Here is a 19229-nt window from a genome sequence, read left to right as displayed (position 1 = left end):
GCCATGTCCTTACTCGAACTGTCGACGGTCGATTTCAAACGCTACCTGCACTATGCCGCCAACCAGCTTCCCCAGCTGCAAGGATGGCTGGTGCAGGACCAGAACGGCAGGGTAATAGAAGCCTCCGAGTCATCGGAAAGCCTGGAGCCCGGCTGGTTCACCCATCTGGCGCCAGGTCCGGAACATGCAGCAGAATGGGTGCAGCAACAGGGAGACAACACCGTCATCACCCACGTCATCAAGACCGACAATGATATTATCTGGGCCAGACTCTACCTGGTGTTACAGGGCAATATTGATGAGGCACTCGAGCTGAGCCGCTTTATCCGGGACAGCCTCAACCACGAGATAGCACTGCTGTACGAGCTCAACAGCATGGCCACCGAGCTGTCCGACCGTTACGAAGAGCTCCATCTGATCTATGACATCGACACCCAGCCACTCGGTTACGAGAAAAGCCAGTCTGCCATCAATCAGCTGGTAAAGGGCTGTGTCGACTATCTGTCCGTGGATTTCGCCTACCTGTGGCTGCCCAGGCAAAAAATAGAGATAGCCCAGGGCGCCGACCAGGCCAAACGAGACGAGTTTCAGTACGCCATGAGCGGCTGCCGGCAATACTTTCTCGACCATGTCACCGCCTCCGGCGAGGCATTCGTGGTCAACAGTTTCGATGAACTGGCACGCCATTGCTGCGACTGCGAACTGCCTTACAAAATCACTATCTGCCCCATCAAAAGTCAGGAAAAGAACTGTATCGGTTTTCTGATGCTGGCGAAAATGATGAACAGGAACGACTTTACCAACAGCGATCGCAAGCTGTTGAGGGCCATGGCGGGCAAAGTGACCAAGGCCATTCTCAGTATCTACGACGACAAAACCGGTCTGGTCAAGCACGAGGGCTTCGCGCACCAATTGCAGCGCGCTCTGCAAGCCAAGCAAAACCAAAGCTTCCACCACTCGCTGATCCTGGTCAATATCGACAAGTTCTCGGTGATCAATGATGTCATGGGATTCGACGAAGGCGACAAGTTGCTACTGCGGGTCACGCATATTCTGAATGCCTGCATCCGTAACAGCGATACCCTGTCCCGGCTCACCGGTAATACCTTCGCCCTGCTGTTACCCAACTGTTCGATGCAACATGCGCAGAAAATCGGCCAAAAAATCATCGAAGACATAGGCAACCTCAGCGTCACCAACGGTGAACAACACCAGAACATCAGCTGCCGTGTTGCCCTTTCGGGGATAAAACACGAAAACCAGTCCGTTGACCGATTGCTGTCCAGCCTGAACATCGCACTGGATATCGCCAGGGAGCAGGGCGGCAACCGCCTGCAGATCTGCAGTCAATACAATACCGAGCAAACCTCTCGCTCCGAGGCCATGCGCTGGATTGGCCGCATTCAGGAAGCGCTGCGCAGCAACCGCTTTGTGCCCTATTATCAGCCCATAGTCCCCCTGCAACCCGATAACACCGAGGAGTCACACGGTGAGATCCTGCTGCGCTATATCGATGACACCGGCGCCGTCATCGCGCCCGGTGCATTCATGTTCGCCGCCGAGCACTATCACCTGATGCCGGCAATCGATCTGCGTGTCATCGAGCTGGTACTGGAGCAGCTTCCCCTCGACACCCCAGGGCTCTGGTCCATCAACCTGTCGGGACAATCCATCTCGGAACCGGACTTCGTCAAGAAAATCGTCAACAGGATCAATGCCCACGGCATCAATCCCAAACGCCTCTGCTTCGAAGTCACCGAAACCACCGCCATCCGCAGCCTGACCGATGCCCAACTCTTTATTGCCGAACTGCGCGAGATGGGGTGTCGCATCTCGCTGGATGACTTTGGTACCGGTCTGAGTTCTTTCAGTTACCTGCGTGAACTCGAGATCGACTATTTGAAGATTGATGGCTCTTTCATTCGCGCCATGGCCCAGGATCCCACTGCCCACATCATGGTCAAAGCCATCCACAAGGTGGGGCAGTCCATGGGACTTAAAACCATAGCGGAATTCGTTGAAACCGATGACCTCCGGCAACAGCTGGTCGACATAGGGGTTGATTACGGACAAGGCTACCTGTTCAGCAAGCCGATTCCCCTGGCTGATTTTCTGAAACAAGGATACTGATTGCAGATGGATCATCAGAGCAATGACAACGCCGTTCAAGCGCCTCCGCTCGGTGGAGCGGAGGCCTCGGGCCCGGTCTCAGTGGATCAGGGCGCGGTCATGCACACCAAAATTGGCGTCATCTCCTATATCACCCCCACCCGCAAGCTGACGGAGCCGGGGATGATTACCGCACTGATGGACTGTGCCAAAGGCTGCATCGAACGTGGTGAGTGGCAGCAAATCATCGATCTGACCCATATCGAACGCATTAACAGCCCCGCCCTGGAGTGCCTGCTGGACATTGGCGAACAGCTGGCGTCCCTCGGCGGCTGGCTCAAAACCACCCATGCCCAGCCCTCGGTCAGAGAAGTGCTCCATTTCACCGGCATCGGCAACCAGATTGACCTCGAAGAGCTGTCTCAGGAAATACTGTCGCCCGGCACCGACAAACCGGAAGAGCCGGCTCGCCTGGGCGATATTTTGCTGTCCCGTGGCGCCATCAGCGAGCAGCAGCTGCAAGAGGTGATCGGCCTGCAGGACAAGCTCAACAAGCGCATGGGGGACATTCTGCTGGAAAAAGGCTGGATCGAAGAGTCCCTGCTGCTGGAAGCCCTGGGCAGGCAGCTGAAGCTGCCCTTCATTAAACTGCGCCCGGGTCTTTACGATCCGGATATCGCGCTGCAGATCCCGGCTAAAACCTGCAGGCGACTGGGCATAGTGCCGCTGTTTCGGCTGCGCCACGAGCTGCTGGTTGCCACCGCCGATCCCCAGCACATGCCGGCTTTCACCGAGCTGGAAGAACTGCTCAGGGTACATGTCAGACCCGTGCTGGCCTGCCGTGAAAACATTCAGGGAACCCTGAACAGCGTCTATACCGACGGTGGCGACTCGCTTACCGATGAATCACTGGATCTGATGGACTCGCCAGATCAGGATCTGGAGCTGGTAGAAAACGCCTACATAGACGACTACTCCCGGATAGACGAGCTGGCAGAGGGCAGCCCGGTTATCCGGCTGGTTAACTCCATCTTGCAACGCGCCGTCAACGACAATGTCAGCGATATTCATATCGAGCCGGGCCGCAGCACGGCACGGGTGCGGTTTAGGATCGACGGTCTGCTTTATCAGGTCATGACCCTGCGCATGGAGTTGCTGCCGGCACTGGTGTCGCGGTTGAAGGTGATGGCCAATCTGGATATCTCGGAGCGGCGCCTGCCTCAGGACGGCCGGATTCAGGTGCAAACCCGCAACCGCCTGGTCGACCTGCGCTTCAGCTCGCTGCCGGGCCTGTACGGCGAGAAAGTGGTGCTGCGACTGCTGGACAAACAGCATTCTCTGCTGGATATCAACAAGCTCGGCATGAGCGAGCACAGTCTGGCGCAATACCGGCAGATGCTGCAGCGTCCCTATGGCCTGATCCTGGTCACGGGGCCAACCGGCAGCGGCAAAACCACCAGCCTCTACGCGGCCATCAATCACCTCAACAGTGTCGAAAAAAATATCGTCACCATAGAAGATCCGGTCGAATATCAACTCGATATCATCAACCAGAACGAGGTGAAGGAGAACATCGGCCTGTCCTTTGCCAAGATACTGCGCCACGTGCTGCGCCAGGATCCGGATATCGTACTGGTCGGTGAAATCCGCGACCGGGAGACCGCCTCCATTGCGGTGCAGGCCGCGCTCACCGGTCACCTGGTACTCTCCACGCTGCATACCAACACCAGTGCCGGCGCCGTCGTACGCATGATCGATATGGGCATAGAGCCCTACCTGCTGTCCTCGGCGCTGGTCGGGGTCGTGGCCCAGCGGTTAATAAGAACCATCTGCAGCCACTGCAAGACCCAGTATCTGGCGCCGGTGGAGCTCTGCCAGCAGCACGACTGGCCCACCGACGGCAGCGTTATGCTGTCTCGAGGCCGCGGCTGCAGCGAATGCTACGACTCGGGCTTCAAATCCCGCCTCGCCATCCACGAACTGATACCGACCACGCCGGCGCTACAGCAACTTATTTTGCAGAATCCCAGCCTGAACCTGCTGGAGGACTATCGTATCGAGCAACAGATTCCCTCCTTGTTCGAGGATGGACTGGATCGGGTACGCCGCGGCCTGACCACGGCCGAAGAGATATCCCGGGTGATCAATGTCTGAGGAAACGGCCTGATGCCACTGAACATGAAAAAGCCCACGCCCACGCCAACGGCGCGCGCTACCCCCTTCGCCGGCCTGTTCCAGAAACGGCTGAAGCCGAGCGATCGGCTGTTTTTCAGCGAACAGCTCTCGTTGCTGCTGGAAACCGGCACCAGCATACTGCCGGCGTTAAAGACCATCAGGCTGCAAACCCGGCATCCGGCGATGCACGTCCTGCTGAGCGATCTCGAACAGCGCATTGCCGATGGTCAGCCTTTGTCCCAGGCGCTGTCGCATCATCCCCGGCTGTTCAATTCAACCTATGTCAACCTGGTGGCGGCCGCCGAAGGTGGCGGCTTTCTGAACAAGGTGCTGCAGCACCTGGCCGAACTGGACGAGCGCCGTGAGCAGCTGCGTCAGCAACTGAAAAGTGCCGCTTCCTATCCGATGTTTCTGGCACTGTTTTCGGTGGCGGTGATGTTGTTCGTGCTGGTAGTGGTGTTCCCCAAATTCGCGGACATGTTCGTGGCCATCCGCGACCAGCTGCCCTGGACCACCACTGTGCTGATGAATACCAGCGACATCATGCGCCAGCACTGGCCCTGGCTCTGTCTCGCCACCGCGCTGCTGGCGGTGGGCGGATACATCTGGGCCGGCAGTGCCGCGGGCCGACAGCGGCTGGACAGCTGGCGTATGACGCTGCCCGGCATCCGTGGATTTTATATCCGTCTTTATTTAACCGAGTCGTTGCGGGTACTGGGACTGTCGCTCAGTCACGGCGTGCCTCTGGTTACCGCGCTGGACGCCACTCGCGAGGTGATCGGCAACCGACAGTTTCAACAGTTTATCGGCCAGCTGCAGCAGAATGTCATCGAAGGCAAGGGCTTGTCTTACGGCTTTGAACAGGCCGGCTGGACCCCCTCTCTGGTGCGTCAAATGCTGCGTACCGGTGAAGATACCGGCAACCTGCCCAAGGTCATGTTGCGGCTGACCGAACATTATGAAAGGGAGGTACGCAAGCACCTGAACACCCTGACCAAGCTCGCCGAGCCGCTGATGTTGCTGGTGATGGGGCTGGTCGTCGGGGTATTGGTCAGCTCGCTGATATTGCCGATTTTCAAGTTGTCCCGGGTCGCTTACTGAGTGGCATCGCGTACAGGTATGACAACAGGAGGCCGCCAACGCGACAATAATTCTGTTCTTTAAGGAAGATTTTCAAACCCTGGGCTACAGTAAAAAGCAAAGACCCAAATGCACACCTTCATGCGCTAGTGCTAATAACGAGAGGCTGTTCCATGAGCATAAAAAACGTGAACATAAAAAAGAAGCTACTACAAGGCTTTACCCTGGTTGAACTACTGATTGTGGTGATCATACTGTCGATTCTGGCCGCCATCGTCATTCCACAGTTCAGTGCCTCCACCGACGATGCCAAAACCGCATCCGCCCAGAGCACCCTGGCCAACCTGCGCTCGATGATCGGTCTCTACTACCAGCAACACGGGGTATATCCCGGCAACGGCACGGCAGTATCAGGGGATGCATGTACGGGCACCAAAGGTACGGGAGATGGCTTAATTGCCAACGCCGCTCAAACCTTTACCGATCAGCTGACGCTTTACACCAATAACGCCGGTGGTGCCTGTTCCATCAGCGACACGGTCAACCACCGTTTTGGCCCCTACTACAAGAAAACAACGCTACCCAGCGACCCCTTCATGGATGTAGCGACCCTGACCGTGATCGAAACCGGTAATCTGCTGATGACCGCCGACGGCACCGATGGCGGCTGGAAATACGACCGCAAGACCGGCAAGATCATCATCAACCACACCTCATACGACGACCTGTAATGGGTGATAGCCATGTCGGTGGTCCTGGTGCGCCAGCGGGGAAAGAGCCTGGCCGAGCTGCTGGTGGTGGTCACCCTGCTCGGCGCCCTGGCGGTGATTGTGGTGCCCTCGTTGACGGTGCTGGGGCCGGAGCGGGTCGAGCTGGCCGCGGTCGAGGTGGCCGGTGCCATCCGCTTTGCCCAGAGCGAAGCCCGGCGTAGCGGGGCCGAGCACGGTGTGCTGCTGGACACCACCGCTCAACGGCTGCGGGTGTATCGCATCGACGACTCTGGCCCCTCGCCTGTAGTGATGTTCGATGTGTATCACCCCCTCGACAAGCAGCTCTATGACCTCAGGTTCGCTACCGATGCCCGCTACCAGAAGGTCCGGCTCGACGACGCTACCTTCGTCTATCAGGACGTCGCCGGCAGCCAGCAGGACATCGGCTTTCTGGCCAGCGGCGAACCCCGCTATCTGGATGCCGGTACACCGCGGTTGCTGGTCAGCGGCACCGTCACCCTGAGCGACGGCAATCATCGGCAGCAGCTGAATATCGCTCCCAGAACCGGTCGGATCACCCAGCCATAATCTCAATCACTGCTATAACAACAAAAAAATAATAATAATCACGACGAGCAAGGAGTGCGCGCATGAACAACAGAACGGGAAAGTCCCCCAGGTCGTCCTCCCAGCAGGGGTTTTCCTATATTGAGGCCCTGATCGCGACCTTTATTATCGGCCTGAGCCTGGTGCCGGCCATGGAGGCCCTGCAGTCCGGCAGCCAGGGGGCCGCCATCAACCAACAGCAGGTCATCGACAGACCCCTGCTGGCCAGCAAAATGGAACAGTTGCTGGCCAGCGACTACAGTCAGCTCGGTGCCGAGGTGGCGGGCACTACCACCCCCAGCAGCTTGTCCGACACCGTCGTCAGCAGCGATGGCCGCAGCCTGCAACGTCAGGTGTATCTGGCTTATTATGACGGAGAACCCAGCGATCTCTTTGCCAGCGCCGACACCGGTTTGTTGTGGCTCAGGGTCGAACTGGCAGGCACCGCCATGGCCCTGGAAACCCTGGTCAGCCAATGAAACCGCTCGTTATTGCCTCTCGTCTGCGCCAACAGGGTCTGACCCTGCTCGAACTGCTGGGTGCCGTGGCGATACTCTCGTTGCTGATGGCCGGATTGGGCGGCCTGATCGGCTCCGCCCTCGAACTGCAGAGCGAAGGCCAGACAAAAAATACCCTGGCCCATGAGGCCCATTTTGCCATGACCCGCATGACAGAGTCGGTACAAAACAGCCGCCACCTGCTGCTGCCGCTGGTCGACAACCCCGACACCAGCTGGTCTGAGCATATCCGCGTAGAAACGGTGCCGGCCTCACCCCCCGAAGGCAGCAGCACCCTGGCCACGGCGGTACTGGCGGTCACCCTGAGCCCCCGCCAGGACCTCGACGGCGACGGCTGGGCCGATGCCAACAACGATAAAGACTTTCTCGACCTCAACAACAACGGGCTGCGCGATCCGGGCGAAGCCGAGCTCATCGACGAAGATCTCGATGCCGATCATACCCGGGATGGCGCACCCGGCATCATCGGCATCGACGACGATGGCGATGGCAGCGTCGACGCGTCTTCGGCCAGCAATCAGGCCTGGGACAACGACGAGCAGGGCGGCAACCCAGGCTCCTCTTCCGACGACGATGGAGACGGGCAGATCGGCGAAGACAGCTTCGAGCCGGTGGTGTATTACCTGAGTGGCGACCAGCTGATCGAGCGCTGGCCGTCCTTCAGCGACCAGAATGGCGACAGCCTGGTGGATGGGCGCGACTACACCGAAAGCGTGATTGCCGAGGGCGTGACCCTGCTGCGCATCGAGCGGGTGCCCCTGGGTGGCAGCCGCGCCCAGCTGGTGGATATTACCCTGACACTGACTCAGGATGCCGATAACAGCATCAGCCTGCAGCGCCGTGTGCGGCTGGGAGGGGGACTGTGAGTCACCAGAGCCGCCGTCACCAGCGCGGCTACCTGCTGCTGCCGGTGGTGATCACCCTGGCCTTGCTGGCCAGCGTTTCTTATCTGCTCAGCCACAGCAGCGCCCTGCACCTGGCCAGTAGCCGCGGCGAGGCAGACCGGCTCGAGGCTCGCTATGTGGCCGAAGCCGGCCTCAACCATGCCAATTGGCAGGCCCAGTTTGCCAACTGCACCAATTATCCCAGCCTGAACAATCAACCCTTCGGCAATCACAGCTACAGCACGGTGATCAGCCCCACCGGGGGCTCGCCGATCAGCATCACCGCCAGCGCCCTGCTGGACAACGGCAGCCGCTACAGTATCAGCCGTGACGCGGTCGATACCTATGAATCGCCGATTACGCACACCCTGGTACTGGGCGAAGATCCCGGTGCCGACACCCGAATTGACAATTCCCTCTTGAACGCAAACTCGAATTTCGGCCGTGCCGAACTGCAAATTGGCGCACTGTTGAGCACCCGCCACAGCCTGGTGAGCTTCGGCCTGTCGACCCTGCCCGACGGCATTCGCCTGATCGGCGCCGAACTGCGGCTCTATCAAATTAATACGCTCGCTAGCGGCGGCAACCTGACGGCACACAGGGTCTCAAGCAGCTGGGTGGAAGGAACAGGCAGCCAGGACGGCGCCACCTGGAATACCCATGATGGCAGCAATGGCTGGAGTAGCCCGGGGGGCGACTATCAGGCCACGCCCATTGCCAGCGCACAGGCTCGCCTGACCGCCGGCTGGGTCAGCTGGAATATTGGCGCTCAGGTCTCGCGCTGGCTCGACGGCAGCGAAGCCAACTACGGCCTGTTGTTGAAAACCGATCTGTCCTCGACCCTGAGCTTCGCCTCAAAAGAACATAGTGACGCCAGCCTGCGCCCACAGCTGGTGCTCACCTATGCCTGCCCCTGCAACGCCGGCGATGACAGCACCAGCCTGGTGCTGCAGCCCAGCGCCGCCGGCGGGGCAGACACCTACCTCTATGACGACCCCTGGGGGACGACCCGAGGCACAGAAACCAGAATGCGCATCAGCAACAGTGGCAATCTGGATAAACGTGGCTTGCTGAAGTTCGACCTGTCCACCATTCCGACGGCCGCCCTGATCACCTCGGCCACCCTGGAACTGAATCTGGAAGGCATAGGGTCGGGCGAGATCGCCGACATCTCTCTGCACCGGGTCACCCGTGACTGGCATCAGACCCAGGCCAACTGGAGCCTGGCCCGAACATCGGAAAACTGGTCCAGTCTGGGTGGCGATTTCGAGCCCACGGCGCTCACCAGCGCCGAAATTGACCCGCTCGCCCTGGGAGCCACCCAATGGGACATCACCGCCCTGGTCGGTGACTGGGTCGCGGGCGTTCAGGACAACCACGGCCTGATGCTGCTGGGCAGCCCCGGCGTCAACCATGCGGATTTCAGCAGCAGCAACCACGCCGCCGCCACCCAGCGGCCGAAGCTGACCATACAGTATCACTGCCCCTGCGGCGCCCAGTGTACGGCCCCCGAGCCCCCATCCTGCAGTGCCTTGTTCATTCCCGATAGTGTTGCCGGCGAATTCAGCACCGTAGGGCAGGACTACGGCTATGACTACACCAGTGGCATCACCCCCGTGCCGGAGGGTATGTCGTTTAATGGGACCAGCGTCCCTGCTGGCGGCGGCTGGGTTGCCGTGGGCGACTCTGGCCGGCTGGTGCTGCTAAACCGTGACGGCCAGCTGCTCGACGATACCTTCAATACCGGCCTGTCCAGACTTGATGGCATCACTTATGTGCCCGAGGGCGAGCTGGCCGGCCAACTGCTGGCGGTCAATAGTAGCTATATCTACCCGATTGACCCGGCCTCGCCGCCATCCGACGTCTCAACACAAGGGGTACGGCTCGGCTTTATCTCCAATCTGCGCGGCGCCAGCTACATCAAGGGCGGTAGCCATGACGGTCATATCGCGCTGGTCGATAAGGGCACCGGCGGGCTGGTCATCATCGATCAGAGCTTCGATCGGGTACAGAGTAGCTCCCTCACTCTCAAACCGGGGACCTCCCCAAGCTACAACTTAGCCGCCGAAGGTATCGCCCACCTGCCCGACACTGACCAGTTCTGGGTCACCGACATCACCCTGGGTGAGGTGCATCGTTACTCGGCACAGGGCGCCTGGCTGGACAGCTACCCGGTCGCCGGATTCGGCATTGCCAAACCCTCCTCGGCGGCCATCGATCCGCAGACCTGCGCCCATGTATTTGGCAGCCCTCGCGACCGTAGATATGGGCTGCTGATCCGCACCAGCCAGGACGACGATACCAGGACCAGCATACTGATCGCCACCGGCGACACCTTCATCAACGAGGGCGACCCTGCCACCCGTTCGGGCGGTGGCCCCGGCCTCGGGATCGGATTAAATAACCACAACCAGCGGCGGTCGGCCCTGCTGAGCTACGACCTCGGCGGCCTGCCGGCCGATGCGCTGATCAGCAGCGCCAAGCTGCGCCTGTATGCCAACCACCGCACCGGCAACCAGGACTGGACCCTGCAGGTACACCGCATTAAGGAAAGCTGGACCGAAAACGGCGCCACCTGGCTCAGCCGCGACGGCAGCCACAACTGGAGCGGAGGACCCGGCGGCTACTACGCCCCGACTGTGGTGGCGTCTCAGCTCTTTACCGGTATCGCCTGGTATGAATTCGATGTCAAAGAGCTGGCGCAGGAGTGGCTGGACGGCGCTTCACCCAATTTTGGCATGCAGATCATCGCCGATGCGCCAAAACGCCAAGGTCTTGAATTCAGCTCCCGGGAGGGCCCCCATGCACCACAGCTGGTTATTGTCTATGGCAACTGACACACTGCTCCGGCGCCGCTCGGCGCTAACACCGGATCTTGCCCGGACGCCTCTGCCGCTGCGGGTGTCGCACCCACGTTTGACAACAGGAAGTATGACGATGACGTTTATGGCTATGTCCATGTTTGACAAGAGGAAGTATGGCAATGGCTATGTTCAAGTCCATGGCATTTAACATGCCGGTTGCAAGCTGGCTCAGGCGTCCCCGCACTCATGCCATCGGGCTTGAACTGTCGCTGAACCGCCTCAACCTGGCCCAGTTCAAGTCGCAACCCCCTGGCGGGTTGCCGATACTGCAGGCGGCCTGTTCGCTGCCCTACCCAAGCGACCGGGATACCCTGCTGGCTTCTCCACAGAGCCTGAAAGCCCTGTTGGCCAGCGCCTTCAAACAGTATCCCTTTCGCGGCCGGCGCGTCACCACCCTGCTGCCCGCAGACAAGGTTCGCACCCTGTCGCTGAGTTATCCGCTCAAGCCCGGGCAGGATGAAACCGACATCATACTGACCACCCTGGCCCAGCGGCTGAACGAACGGCTCGAAGATCTGATCATTGATTACATACCGATACGCACCACAGATGACAGGCCCGAACGACTGGTGCTGATCGCCATGGCCCGCCGCAGCGAGGTTATCGACTATCTGGAGCTGCTGCGCCGGGCCGGGCTTGACGTGGCCTCGGTTGAAATTGGTCAGACCGCCATCAGCCGTCTTATCCTCTGGCTCAATGGTCATGTGCCGGACCGTAACAGCCTGGTGATCAATTTTGGCAACGACAACAGCTACCTGACCATGATTGCGGGCCGGCGCCTGGTGATTGACCATAGCATCGACTTCGGCGAGGCCACCCTGCTCAAACGACTGGCCTCGGAGCTGGATATCTCCGGCCTGCAAGCCCGGGCCCTGATGCGCTCGGCCGATACCGATGGTCAGTCGGAACAGTGGACGTCAGCCCAGCCCTGCAACGACAACGCACGAACCCTGGCCCTGGACATACTGCTGCCCGACCTGATACAGCTCAAGGACGAGATCCGTCGAACCCTGATCTATGCCGCCTCCGAGCTGCACGGCCAGCCGGTGCACAACCTGTATCTGTTCGGCAGCCTGGCCCGCTGGAACGGCCTGCGCGAGCACCTGCAAGGGTTGATCGAGATTCCGGCACAATATCCAGACCCGCTGGGCGCCTTTCAGGGGGAGCGCTGGCACACATCGGATGGCCAGCAGGATTTCTGTATTGCCACCGGCCTGGCACTGAAGGAGCTGACACCCCATGCATGAACTGGAGCTGATTCCGCCGGACTACCGCGCCGGCCGGCTGATAATACGCCGCTGCATTTTCGGCGCCGCGCTACTGGCGGTGGCCAGCCTGCTGCTGCTGCTGGCCACAGTGCTGTTGTCTCGTTATAACGACCGACAAGAAAACCAAATTTTCGCCATGCAACAGCAGCATAACGACATTCGCTACCAGCAAAACCAGCTGCAGGAGCTGATCCAGACTCGAGTCTCGCTGCAGCGAGAATTGCGCTTTCTCGAAGGGCTGCGCAGCGGTGTGGCGGTCTCCGAGCTGCTGGGTGCCGTCGACCAGGCACTGGGGGACAGCCCGGTCTGGTTTCAGGAGTGGAGCTTTCGGCGAGCCAGCAGCCTGGTCGACAAGCCAGCGGGTAGCTCGACTCTGGGATATTTCATTCTGATCAAGAACGAAGACAGCCCCGCTACCCAACAGGAAGCACTGAAGCTGGACATGCAGATGACGATTCGCGGGCAATCGGACGATTACCTGGCGTTGTCTCATTTCTTGCGCCAGCTGTCCGAACAGCCCCAGATTGCCGAGGCCAACCTGAATCGTACCAGCCTGCGCCGCTACACCAATGGCGAGGTGCTGGACTTTGAATTGACGGCACAACTCAACTCGGGTGAGACACCATGAAACCGAACATCAGCTTCGATCTCACGCCATCCAGAACCTGGCTGCTGGCGCTGGCCGGGGGCGGTTTCTTGCTGCTGATGGCGCTGATCACCTATCTGCTGCTACCGGAGCTGAAACGCTACGAAGTGGCAAAAAACACCTTGCTGTTGCATCAGGGGTCACTGCCGGAGGGGCAGCAGCTCGACAGCCAGCTCGAGCAGCTGCGTACCGAGGTAGACACCCTGAGGCGCACCATTCACGGCGACATGGCCCAGCGCCCGGCCAAGCAGCTGGGCAGCCATGTTATCGAGTCGCTGCAGAATCTGTCCTGGCAAAACCGGATGCAGCTGACCAGCCTGGTGCCTCGCACCGGCAGCCGTATCGACGCCTTTCAGGAGCTGATCTTCGATATCGAGCTCAATGGTAGCTATATGGACTTTTACCGCTGGATCCGCGAGCTGAACGACCAGCTCGGTTTTGTAGTCATCGCCGCCTTCGACATGAGGCCGGTCCGCACCCAGAGCGATGACTCCCACATCGATATCAAACTCACCATAGTGGCGTACAAGGCGGAATCATGAACCTGAAATCTCTTTACCCGGTCGGCCTCTGGCTGCTGGCTGCCACCGCCCTGGCAGACACCGGCATGCCATTACGGGATCCTTTTGTCCGACCCCAGACCGAATTGTCGACCCGCCCCACTCCGACGCCCATCGCTTCGGCACCCGGCTTTACGCTGCGCGCGCTGCTGGTGGCCGGCGATAGCTCGCTGGCCAATATCGACGGCACCATACTGGCACTCGGGGATGAGTTCGACGGATATCGATTGATCTCGGTCACTCAGGAAGAAACCCTGTTCGAAAAAGGTTCAAACAGGTATCGTATCTCTCTCAAGGAACGAACGTCCCAATAATGAAAATAAAGAAGCAGGAACTTCAATCACCATGTCTATGATTCAGCTCACTCCGGCCATCAAGCGCCTGATTCCCTTGTTTATTCCCATTATTATTTTCCTCAGTCCGATCGCGCAGGCCAAAAAGGTGTCGCTCAACGTCAACAACGTCGACATTGCCGAAGTCATGGACATGCTGTCGCGTCAGCAGAAGTTGAATATCATGTTGTCGACGGGGGTATCGGGTGATGTATCGGTCAACCTCTACGAGGTCGAGGTATCCAATGCCATTCAGATGATCGCCGAGTCGGCAAACTTCGTGGTGGAGCGTCGCCAGGGCAGTTATTTTATTCGCAAGCGCGAAGACGTCGGCAAATACAGCTACAACAACCTGACCAGGCTGAAAACATTCAAGGTCCAGTATTCGGATCCCGTCGCCATTATGGATATTCTGAGCAAGTATATTTCCAGCTACGGCAATATCACCGCCCTGCCGGAGCGCGGTTTGCTGGTGGTAGAAGACAAGCCGGAATTTCTCACTCGCATCGGCGAGCTGCTCGCGGAAATCGACCGCCAGCCACGACAGATCCTGATTGAGGCCAAAATATTCGACGTTACCCTGACGGACTCCGATGTCTTCGGCATCGACTGGAACACAATTTTTAAAGGTGGTCAGGGTATTATTGGCACCAGAGGCCTGGATCCCGGCACCGACGGCATTTTCATCAATCTTTCCACGCCGGATCTGGATGTTTTCTTCAACGCCCTGCAAACCAAGAACCGGCTGCACACAGTCTCGACACCCAAGATACTGGCACTGGAAGATCGGGAAGCCAGCACCGTCATCGGCGACCGACAGGGGTTCAAGGTCACCACCACCATCAACCAGATCACCACCGAAAGCATCGATTTTCTTGAATCCGGCGTGATCCTCAAGGTTAAACCGGCGGTCGATGAATCCAACCGGATCCTGCTGCAGATCCACCCTGAGGTCAGTACCGGCAGCGTAAGCCCACAGGGAATTCCCTCCCAGAGCACCACAGAGGTCACCACCCAGATGCTGGTTAACAGCGGTCAGACGGTGTTTATCGGCGGGCTGATCCGGCAATCCACCGATGAAGAAGTCAGAGGCGTGCCTATTCTGATGCATATTCCCTTGCTGGGGCGCCTGTTCAAGCAGTCAACCTACCGGGACGTGCAGACCGAAACCGTGGTGCTGATCACCCCTTATCTGGTTCAGGATGGTATGCCGCCCCCGCCAACCGAGCCGCGGCTGACGATGAGCATCTCACCCTGACACGTTTAACGCGGGAGCATTAAAAAGATGAACGTCTGGGTGCTGGCCGGTATTGTCGCCCACTCTGGTTCCGGCAACAGCCAGGCTTTGTCCTGATATTGCCGAGCACTCCCGTACTGGCGCAGGTGTGGTGCGTTGGCCAAAGACAAAGCCTGCACCGGGCGCCAGACCTATGTAAAATACGCCTTTTCCCCTTGCACCTGGAGCCCTCATGACCGTCACCCTAGTCCCTTACGACACCGAACATCAGCCACAGATCCGCGCCATTCGCGAGGCAGTCTTCATGCAAGAACAAGGGGTATCGCCCGAGCTGGAGTTCGACGGTCTGGATGCCTCTGCCATGCATGTGCTGGCGGTAGTGGACGGCGAATATGTGGGCACCGGTCGTATGCTGGACGACGGCCATATCGGTCGTATCGCCATTTTACGCAACTATCGGGGCTTGGGGCTGGGTGCCAAAGTGGTGCAGACGCTGGTCGCCGAGGCCAGCCGCCTGGGTTATCCGCGGGTGTACCTGGGCGCGCAAACCCACGCCGTCGACTTCTATGCCAAGCTGGGTTTCACCCCCTATGGCGACGAGTTTATGGATGCCGGGATCCCGCACCTGTCCATGGAAAAGTCGTTAGCCTGAATGTCGGTGCCAAGGCCTGTACCCTGTTCTCGGACTGACCCCGAGGGCGCAGCTGTGCGATAATGGCGCTCTTTGCCATCTGCCGGGTTTGCCATGCGCCTCGATAAATTCATCTGCAAGAGTACCGAGCTGAGCCGAACCGAGGCCAGAGGGGTCATCCATGCCGGCGAGGTGATCGTCAACGATGACCTGGTAACCGATGAGGCGACCCAGGTACATGAGAACAACCTGATTACCCTTGCCGGACGGCGGCTGCTTGCCCGGCCCTCCCGTTACCTCATGATGCACAAGCCAGCCGGCACCCTGTGCTCGAACGTGGACGGTGTCTATCCGTCGCTGTTTCATCGGCTGAATATCGACCGGGCCGATGATCTGCATATCGTCGGCCGTCTGGATGCAGATACCACAGGTCTGGTGCTGCTCACCGACGACGGCCGCTGGTCGTTCAATATCATACGGCCACAGCAACAATGTGAAAAAGTGTACCGAGTCGGCCTGCGCGATCCGCTGGCACCAGAGGTGGCCGCCCGCTTTGCCCGGGGCCTGCTGTTGCAGGGAGAAAGCTCCCCCACCCTGCCGGCCAGGCTGGAAGCGGTTGCCCCAAAAGAGGTGCTGCTCACCATTACCGAAGGCCGCTTTCATCAGGTAAAACGCATGTTTTCGGCGGTTGGCAACCGGGTACTAAGCCTGCACCGGGAACAGATAGGTGCCGTTCGCCTGAATGTGCCGCTGGGCCAGTGGCGCCACCTCACGACCGATGAGGTTGGCAGCTTTTTGAACCAGACCCTAGCCACCCCAGCAGAAGGATAAGCCCATGTTGTTCCCCGTGATCCTGGCCGGCGGCCATGGCTCCCGCCTGTGGCCCCTGTCGCGCCAGCAGCATCCCAAGCAGTTTCTGCCGCTGCTGGACACCTCAATGTCTATGCTGCAGGCCACCCTCAAGCGGCTGGATGGGCTGAAGTCGGCGCCGCCTCTGTTGATCTGCAACGAGCAGCATCGCTTTCTGGCCGCCGAACAAGTGCGCCAGCTGAACGGACAGCAAGCGCAGATCTTGCTGGAGCCGATGGGGCGTAACACGGCACCGGCTATCGCTCTGGCGGCGCTTTATGCTTCTGAACAAGCCGCTGGCGAACACGCGGAAGACGTCGTGCTGCTGGCGCTGCCCGCCGATCATGCCATCGAGGATGTGCCTGCCTTTCATGCCGCCGTCAATGCGGCCCTGCCCCTGGCTCGCGCGGGCAAGCTGGTCACCTTCGGCATTCCGCCCAGCCGGGCGGAAACCGGCTATGGCTACCTGCGACGGGGCCAGGCCATAGGGCAAACCGGCGGTTTCGAGGTGGCGCAGTTTGTCGAAAAACCGGATCGGGAAAAAGCCGAGGGCTATCTGGCCGCCGGCGGTTATGACTGGAACAGCGGTATCTTTCTGTTTCAGGCCAAACACTATCTGCAGGAGCTGGCCCGCTTTCAGCCCGAAGTGCTGACCGCCTGCCGGGTGGCACTGGCCGGCAGCCAGCGGGATCTCGACTTTATCCGGCTCGACGCCGAGGCCTTTGCCGCCTGCCCGGATATTTCCGTGGATTATGGGGTGATGGAACACACCAGCGTCGCCGCCATGGTGCCACTGAAAGCGGGCTGGAGCGACGTCGGCTCCTGGTCGGCACTGGCAGAAGTGCAGGGCCGGGACGAACAGGGCAACACACTGCGCGGCGACGTGCTGACCGAGCAGGTTGGCAACTGCCTGATCCATGCCGAGAGCCGCCTGGTGACCGCACTGGGAGTCAGGGATCTGATGATAGTCGAAACCAAAGACGCGGTATTGGTAGCCCATAAAGACAGAGAGCAGGACGTAAAACGGCTGGTAGCACGGCTCGAGGCTCAGGGCCGCCAGGAGCACATCATTCACCGCGAGTGCTATCGCCCCTGGGGCAAGTTCGATGCCATCGACAGCGGCCCCCGTTATCAGGTGAAGCGGATTACGGTGAATCCCGGCGCCAGCCTGTCGTTGCAGATGCATCATCACAGGGCCGAACACTGGGTGGTGGTCAGCGGCACCGCCCGCATCACCCAGGGCGAGCAGACCCGGCTGCTGACCGAAAACCAGTCGGTGTACATTCCGCTGGGGCAGCGGCACGCGCTGGAAAATCCGGGCAAGATACCCCTGGAGCTGATAGAGGTGCAGTCCGGCAGCTATCTGGGAGAAGACGATATCGTCCGTTTTGAAGACCACTATGGCAGGAAAACATAGCTATAAGGCGTAAGGCGTAAGGCGTAAGGCGTAAGGCGTAAGGCGTAAGGCGTAAGGCCAGCATTCTCGCGAAGATGACAACAGGAACAAATAACATGAAAAAAGTACTGGTGATTGGCTATGTCTGGCCCGAGCCCAATTCCTCTGCCGCCGGCAGTCATATGCTGTCGATTCTGCGGCTCTATAAACAACAGGGCTGGCAGGTAGAGTTTGCCACCCCGGCTCAGCGTACCGAACACATGGTCGATCTGGCCGCCGAGGGTATTAGCAGCCGGAGCATTGCGCTCAATTGCGACAGTTTCGATGCCTATGTCGCCGAATACCAGCCTGATGTCGTCATGTTTGATCGTTTCATGATGGAAGAGCAGTTCGGCTGGCGGGTTGAAAAAAATTGCCCCCAGGCGCTGAGAATACTGGATACCGAAGATCTGCAATGTCTGCGCCAGGCGCGTCATCAGGCCCATAAAGCCGACCGCGAGATGACCACAGCGGATTTGTTCAATGACATCGCCAAACGGGAAATTGCCGCCATCTTGCGCAGCGATCTGTCGCTGATTATCTCGGATGTTGAAATGCGATTGCTGCAGGAGCGCTTCAAGGTAGACGGCCGCCTGCTGCATCACCTGCCGTTTATGGTTAATCTGCAGCGGCTGCCGACTCACACCGCCGCTTATGCGAGTCGCCAGCACTTCATGACCATAGGCAACTTTCGCCACGCCCCCAACTGGGATGCGGTGCTGTATTTACAGCAGATCTGGCCGTTGATCCGCAAGCAGCTGCCCGAGGCCGAACTGCACATTTATGGCTCCTACCCGCCGCCCAAGGCGACGGCGTTGCACAACCCCAAAACCGGCTTTCTGATCAAGGGTTGGGCAGACGATGCCTTCGAGGTGATGGAGCAGGCGCGCATTTGCCTGGCCCCGCTGCGCTTTGGCGCCGGCATCAAGGGCAAACTGCTGGATGCCATGATCATGCAAACACCCAGCGTGACCACCCCGATTGGCAGCGAAGGCATGCATGGTGCTGCGCCATGGCCGGGTATGATCGCCGACGATGCCGAGGCATTCGCCGCGGCGGCGGTGGCGTTATACAAGGACGAGCAGGCCTGGCTGGCCGCCCAGCGCCAGGGAACCGAACTGCTGCACAGCCGCTATAACGGAGCCATGCTGGGTGAACAACTGATCGCGCGCATCGAGGCCACGGCCGCCAACCTGGACCAGCACCGGCTGCACAACTTTACCGGCAGCATGCTCCGCCACCACAGCATGATGAGCACCAAGTACATGTCCCAGTGGATTGCCGCCAAGAATGCTGGGGCGAACAAGGGCTGAGGGCTAGCGCTC

General features: G+C 59.4%; 17 protein-coding genes. All 17 read left to right on the top strand.

Translation table 11 applies throughout. The features are described from left to right. Positions 1–3 precede the first annotated feature (3 nt). The 17 genes from ACN0VL_RS07560 to ACN0VL_RS07480 all read left to right on the top strand — a co-directional run bounded on the left by ACN0VL_RS07560 (position 4) and on the right by ACN0VL_RS07480 (position 19217). A complete protein-coding gene (locus ACN0VL_RS07560) occupies positions 4–2130 on the top strand; it encodes a putative bifunctional diguanylate cyclase/phosphodiesterase (RefSeq protein WP_417616066.1) in 2127 nt (708 codons plus the stop codon). Positions 2131–2136: 6 nt separating this feature from the next. Beyond that, the gene (locus ACN0VL_RS07555; protein WP_417616064.1) at positions 2137–4263 is read left to right on the top strand and encodes an ATPase, T2SS/T4P/T4SS family; all 2127 of its coding nucleotides are present in this window, start codon (positions 2137–2139) and stop codon (positions 4261–4263) included. A 12-nt stretch (positions 4264–4275) separates the two neighbouring features. Then, positions 4276–5385, top strand: coding sequence for a type II secretion system F family protein (locus ACN0VL_RS07550; RefSeq protein ID WP_417616062.1), 1110 nt, complete (start codon positions 4276–4278; stop codon positions 5383–5385). A gap of 152 nt (positions 5386–5537) precedes the next feature. Further along, positions 5538–6095 (top strand): type IV pilin protein, encoded by a 558-nt coding sequence (locus ACN0VL_RS07545; RefSeq protein WP_417616060.1) that lies wholly within the window; start codon positions 5538–5540, stop codon positions 6093–6095. Positions 6096–6107: 12 nt separating this feature from the next. Beyond that, on the top strand, positions 6108–6662 hold the full coding sequence (locus tag ACN0VL_RS07540; RefSeq protein ID WP_417616058.1) for a pilus assembly FimT family protein: 555 nt from the start codon (positions 6108–6110) through the stop codon (positions 6660–6662). Positions 6663–6724: 62 nt separating this feature from the next. After that, positions 6725–7159 (top strand): type IV pilus modification PilV family protein, encoded by a 435-nt coding sequence (locus ACN0VL_RS07535; RefSeq protein WP_417616056.1) that lies wholly within the window; start codon positions 6725–6727, stop codon positions 7157–7159. After that, complete coding sequence (locus ACN0VL_RS07530; RefSeq protein ID WP_417616054.1) at positions 7156–8064, top strand: PilW family protein; 909 nt, start codon at positions 7156–7158, stop codon at positions 8062–8064. Before ACN0VL_RS07535 ends, ACN0VL_RS07530 begins: the two co-directional genes overlap by 4 nt. Further along, the gene (locus ACN0VL_RS07525) at positions 8061–10919 is read left to right on the top strand and encodes a DNRLRE domain-containing protein (RefSeq protein WP_417616052.1); all 2859 of its coding nucleotides are present in this window, start codon (positions 8061–8063) and stop codon (positions 10917–10919) included. Before ACN0VL_RS07530 ends, ACN0VL_RS07525 begins: the two co-directional genes overlap by 4 nt. 140 nt (positions 10920–11059) lie before the next feature. Beyond that, positions 11060–12193 carry a pilus assembly protein PilM gene (pilM, locus tag ACN0VL_RS07520; RefSeq protein WP_417616050.1) on the top strand — a complete coding sequence of 378 codons (1134 nt, stop codon included), beginning with the start codon at positions 11060–11062 and terminating at the stop codon, positions 12191–12193. Continuing rightward, positions 12186–12842 carry a PilN domain-containing protein gene (locus tag ACN0VL_RS07515; protein WP_417616048.1) on the top strand — a complete coding sequence of 219 codons (657 nt, stop codon included), beginning with the start codon at positions 12186–12188 and terminating at the stop codon, positions 12840–12842. The genes pilM and ACN0VL_RS07515 overlap by 8 nt, the downstream gene beginning before the upstream one ends. Beyond that, a complete protein-coding gene (pilO, locus tag ACN0VL_RS07510; RefSeq protein ID WP_417616046.1) occupies positions 12839–13402 on the top strand; it encodes a type 4a pilus biogenesis protein PilO in 564 nt (187 codons plus the stop codon). Before ACN0VL_RS07515 ends, pilO begins: the two co-directional genes overlap by 4 nt. Beyond that, positions 13399–13734, top strand: coding sequence for a hypothetical protein (locus tag ACN0VL_RS07505; RefSeq protein WP_417616044.1), 336 nt, complete (start codon positions 13399–13401; stop codon positions 13732–13734). Before pilO ends, ACN0VL_RS07505 begins: the two co-directional genes overlap by 4 nt. Before the next feature lie 31 nt (positions 13735–13765). Next, complete coding sequence (locus ACN0VL_RS07500; RefSeq protein ID WP_417616042.1) at positions 13766–15010, top strand: type II secretion system protein GspD; 1245 nt, start codon at positions 13766–13768, stop codon at positions 15008–15010. 211 nt (positions 15011–15221) lie between these two features. Beyond that, a complete protein-coding gene (locus tag ACN0VL_RS07495; RefSeq protein WP_417616040.1) occupies positions 15222–15641 on the top strand; it encodes a GNAT family N-acetyltransferase in 420 nt (139 codons plus the stop codon). A 93-nt stretch (positions 15642–15734) separates the two neighbouring features. Beyond that, entirely contained in the window at positions 15735–16451 is a 717-nt protein-coding gene (locus ACN0VL_RS07490) for a pseudouridine synthase (protein ID WP_417616038.1), read from the top strand. A gap of 4 nt (positions 16452–16455) precedes the next feature. Then, positions 16456–17886, top strand: coding sequence for a mannose-1-phosphate guanylyltransferase/mannose-6-phosphate isomerase (locus tag ACN0VL_RS07485; protein WP_417616036.1), 1431 nt, complete (start codon positions 16456–16458; stop codon positions 17884–17886). 95 nt (positions 17887–17981) lie between these two features. Beyond that, positions 17982–19217: a glycosyltransferase gene (locus tag ACN0VL_RS07480; protein ID WP_417616034.1), complete on the top strand. Its 1236-nt coding sequence runs from the start codon at positions 17982–17984 to the stop codon at positions 19215–19217. Positions 19218–19229: the final 12 nt, after the last annotated feature.

The organism is Oceanisphaera sp., assembly GCF_048268965.1.
Taxonomy (GTDB): Bacteria; Pseudomonadota; Gammaproteobacteria; order Enterobacterales; family Aeromonadaceae; genus Oceanimonas.
The sequence above is the reverse complement of the archived record's forward strand: the minus strand, read 5'-3'. Positions and strand labels throughout refer to the sequence as shown.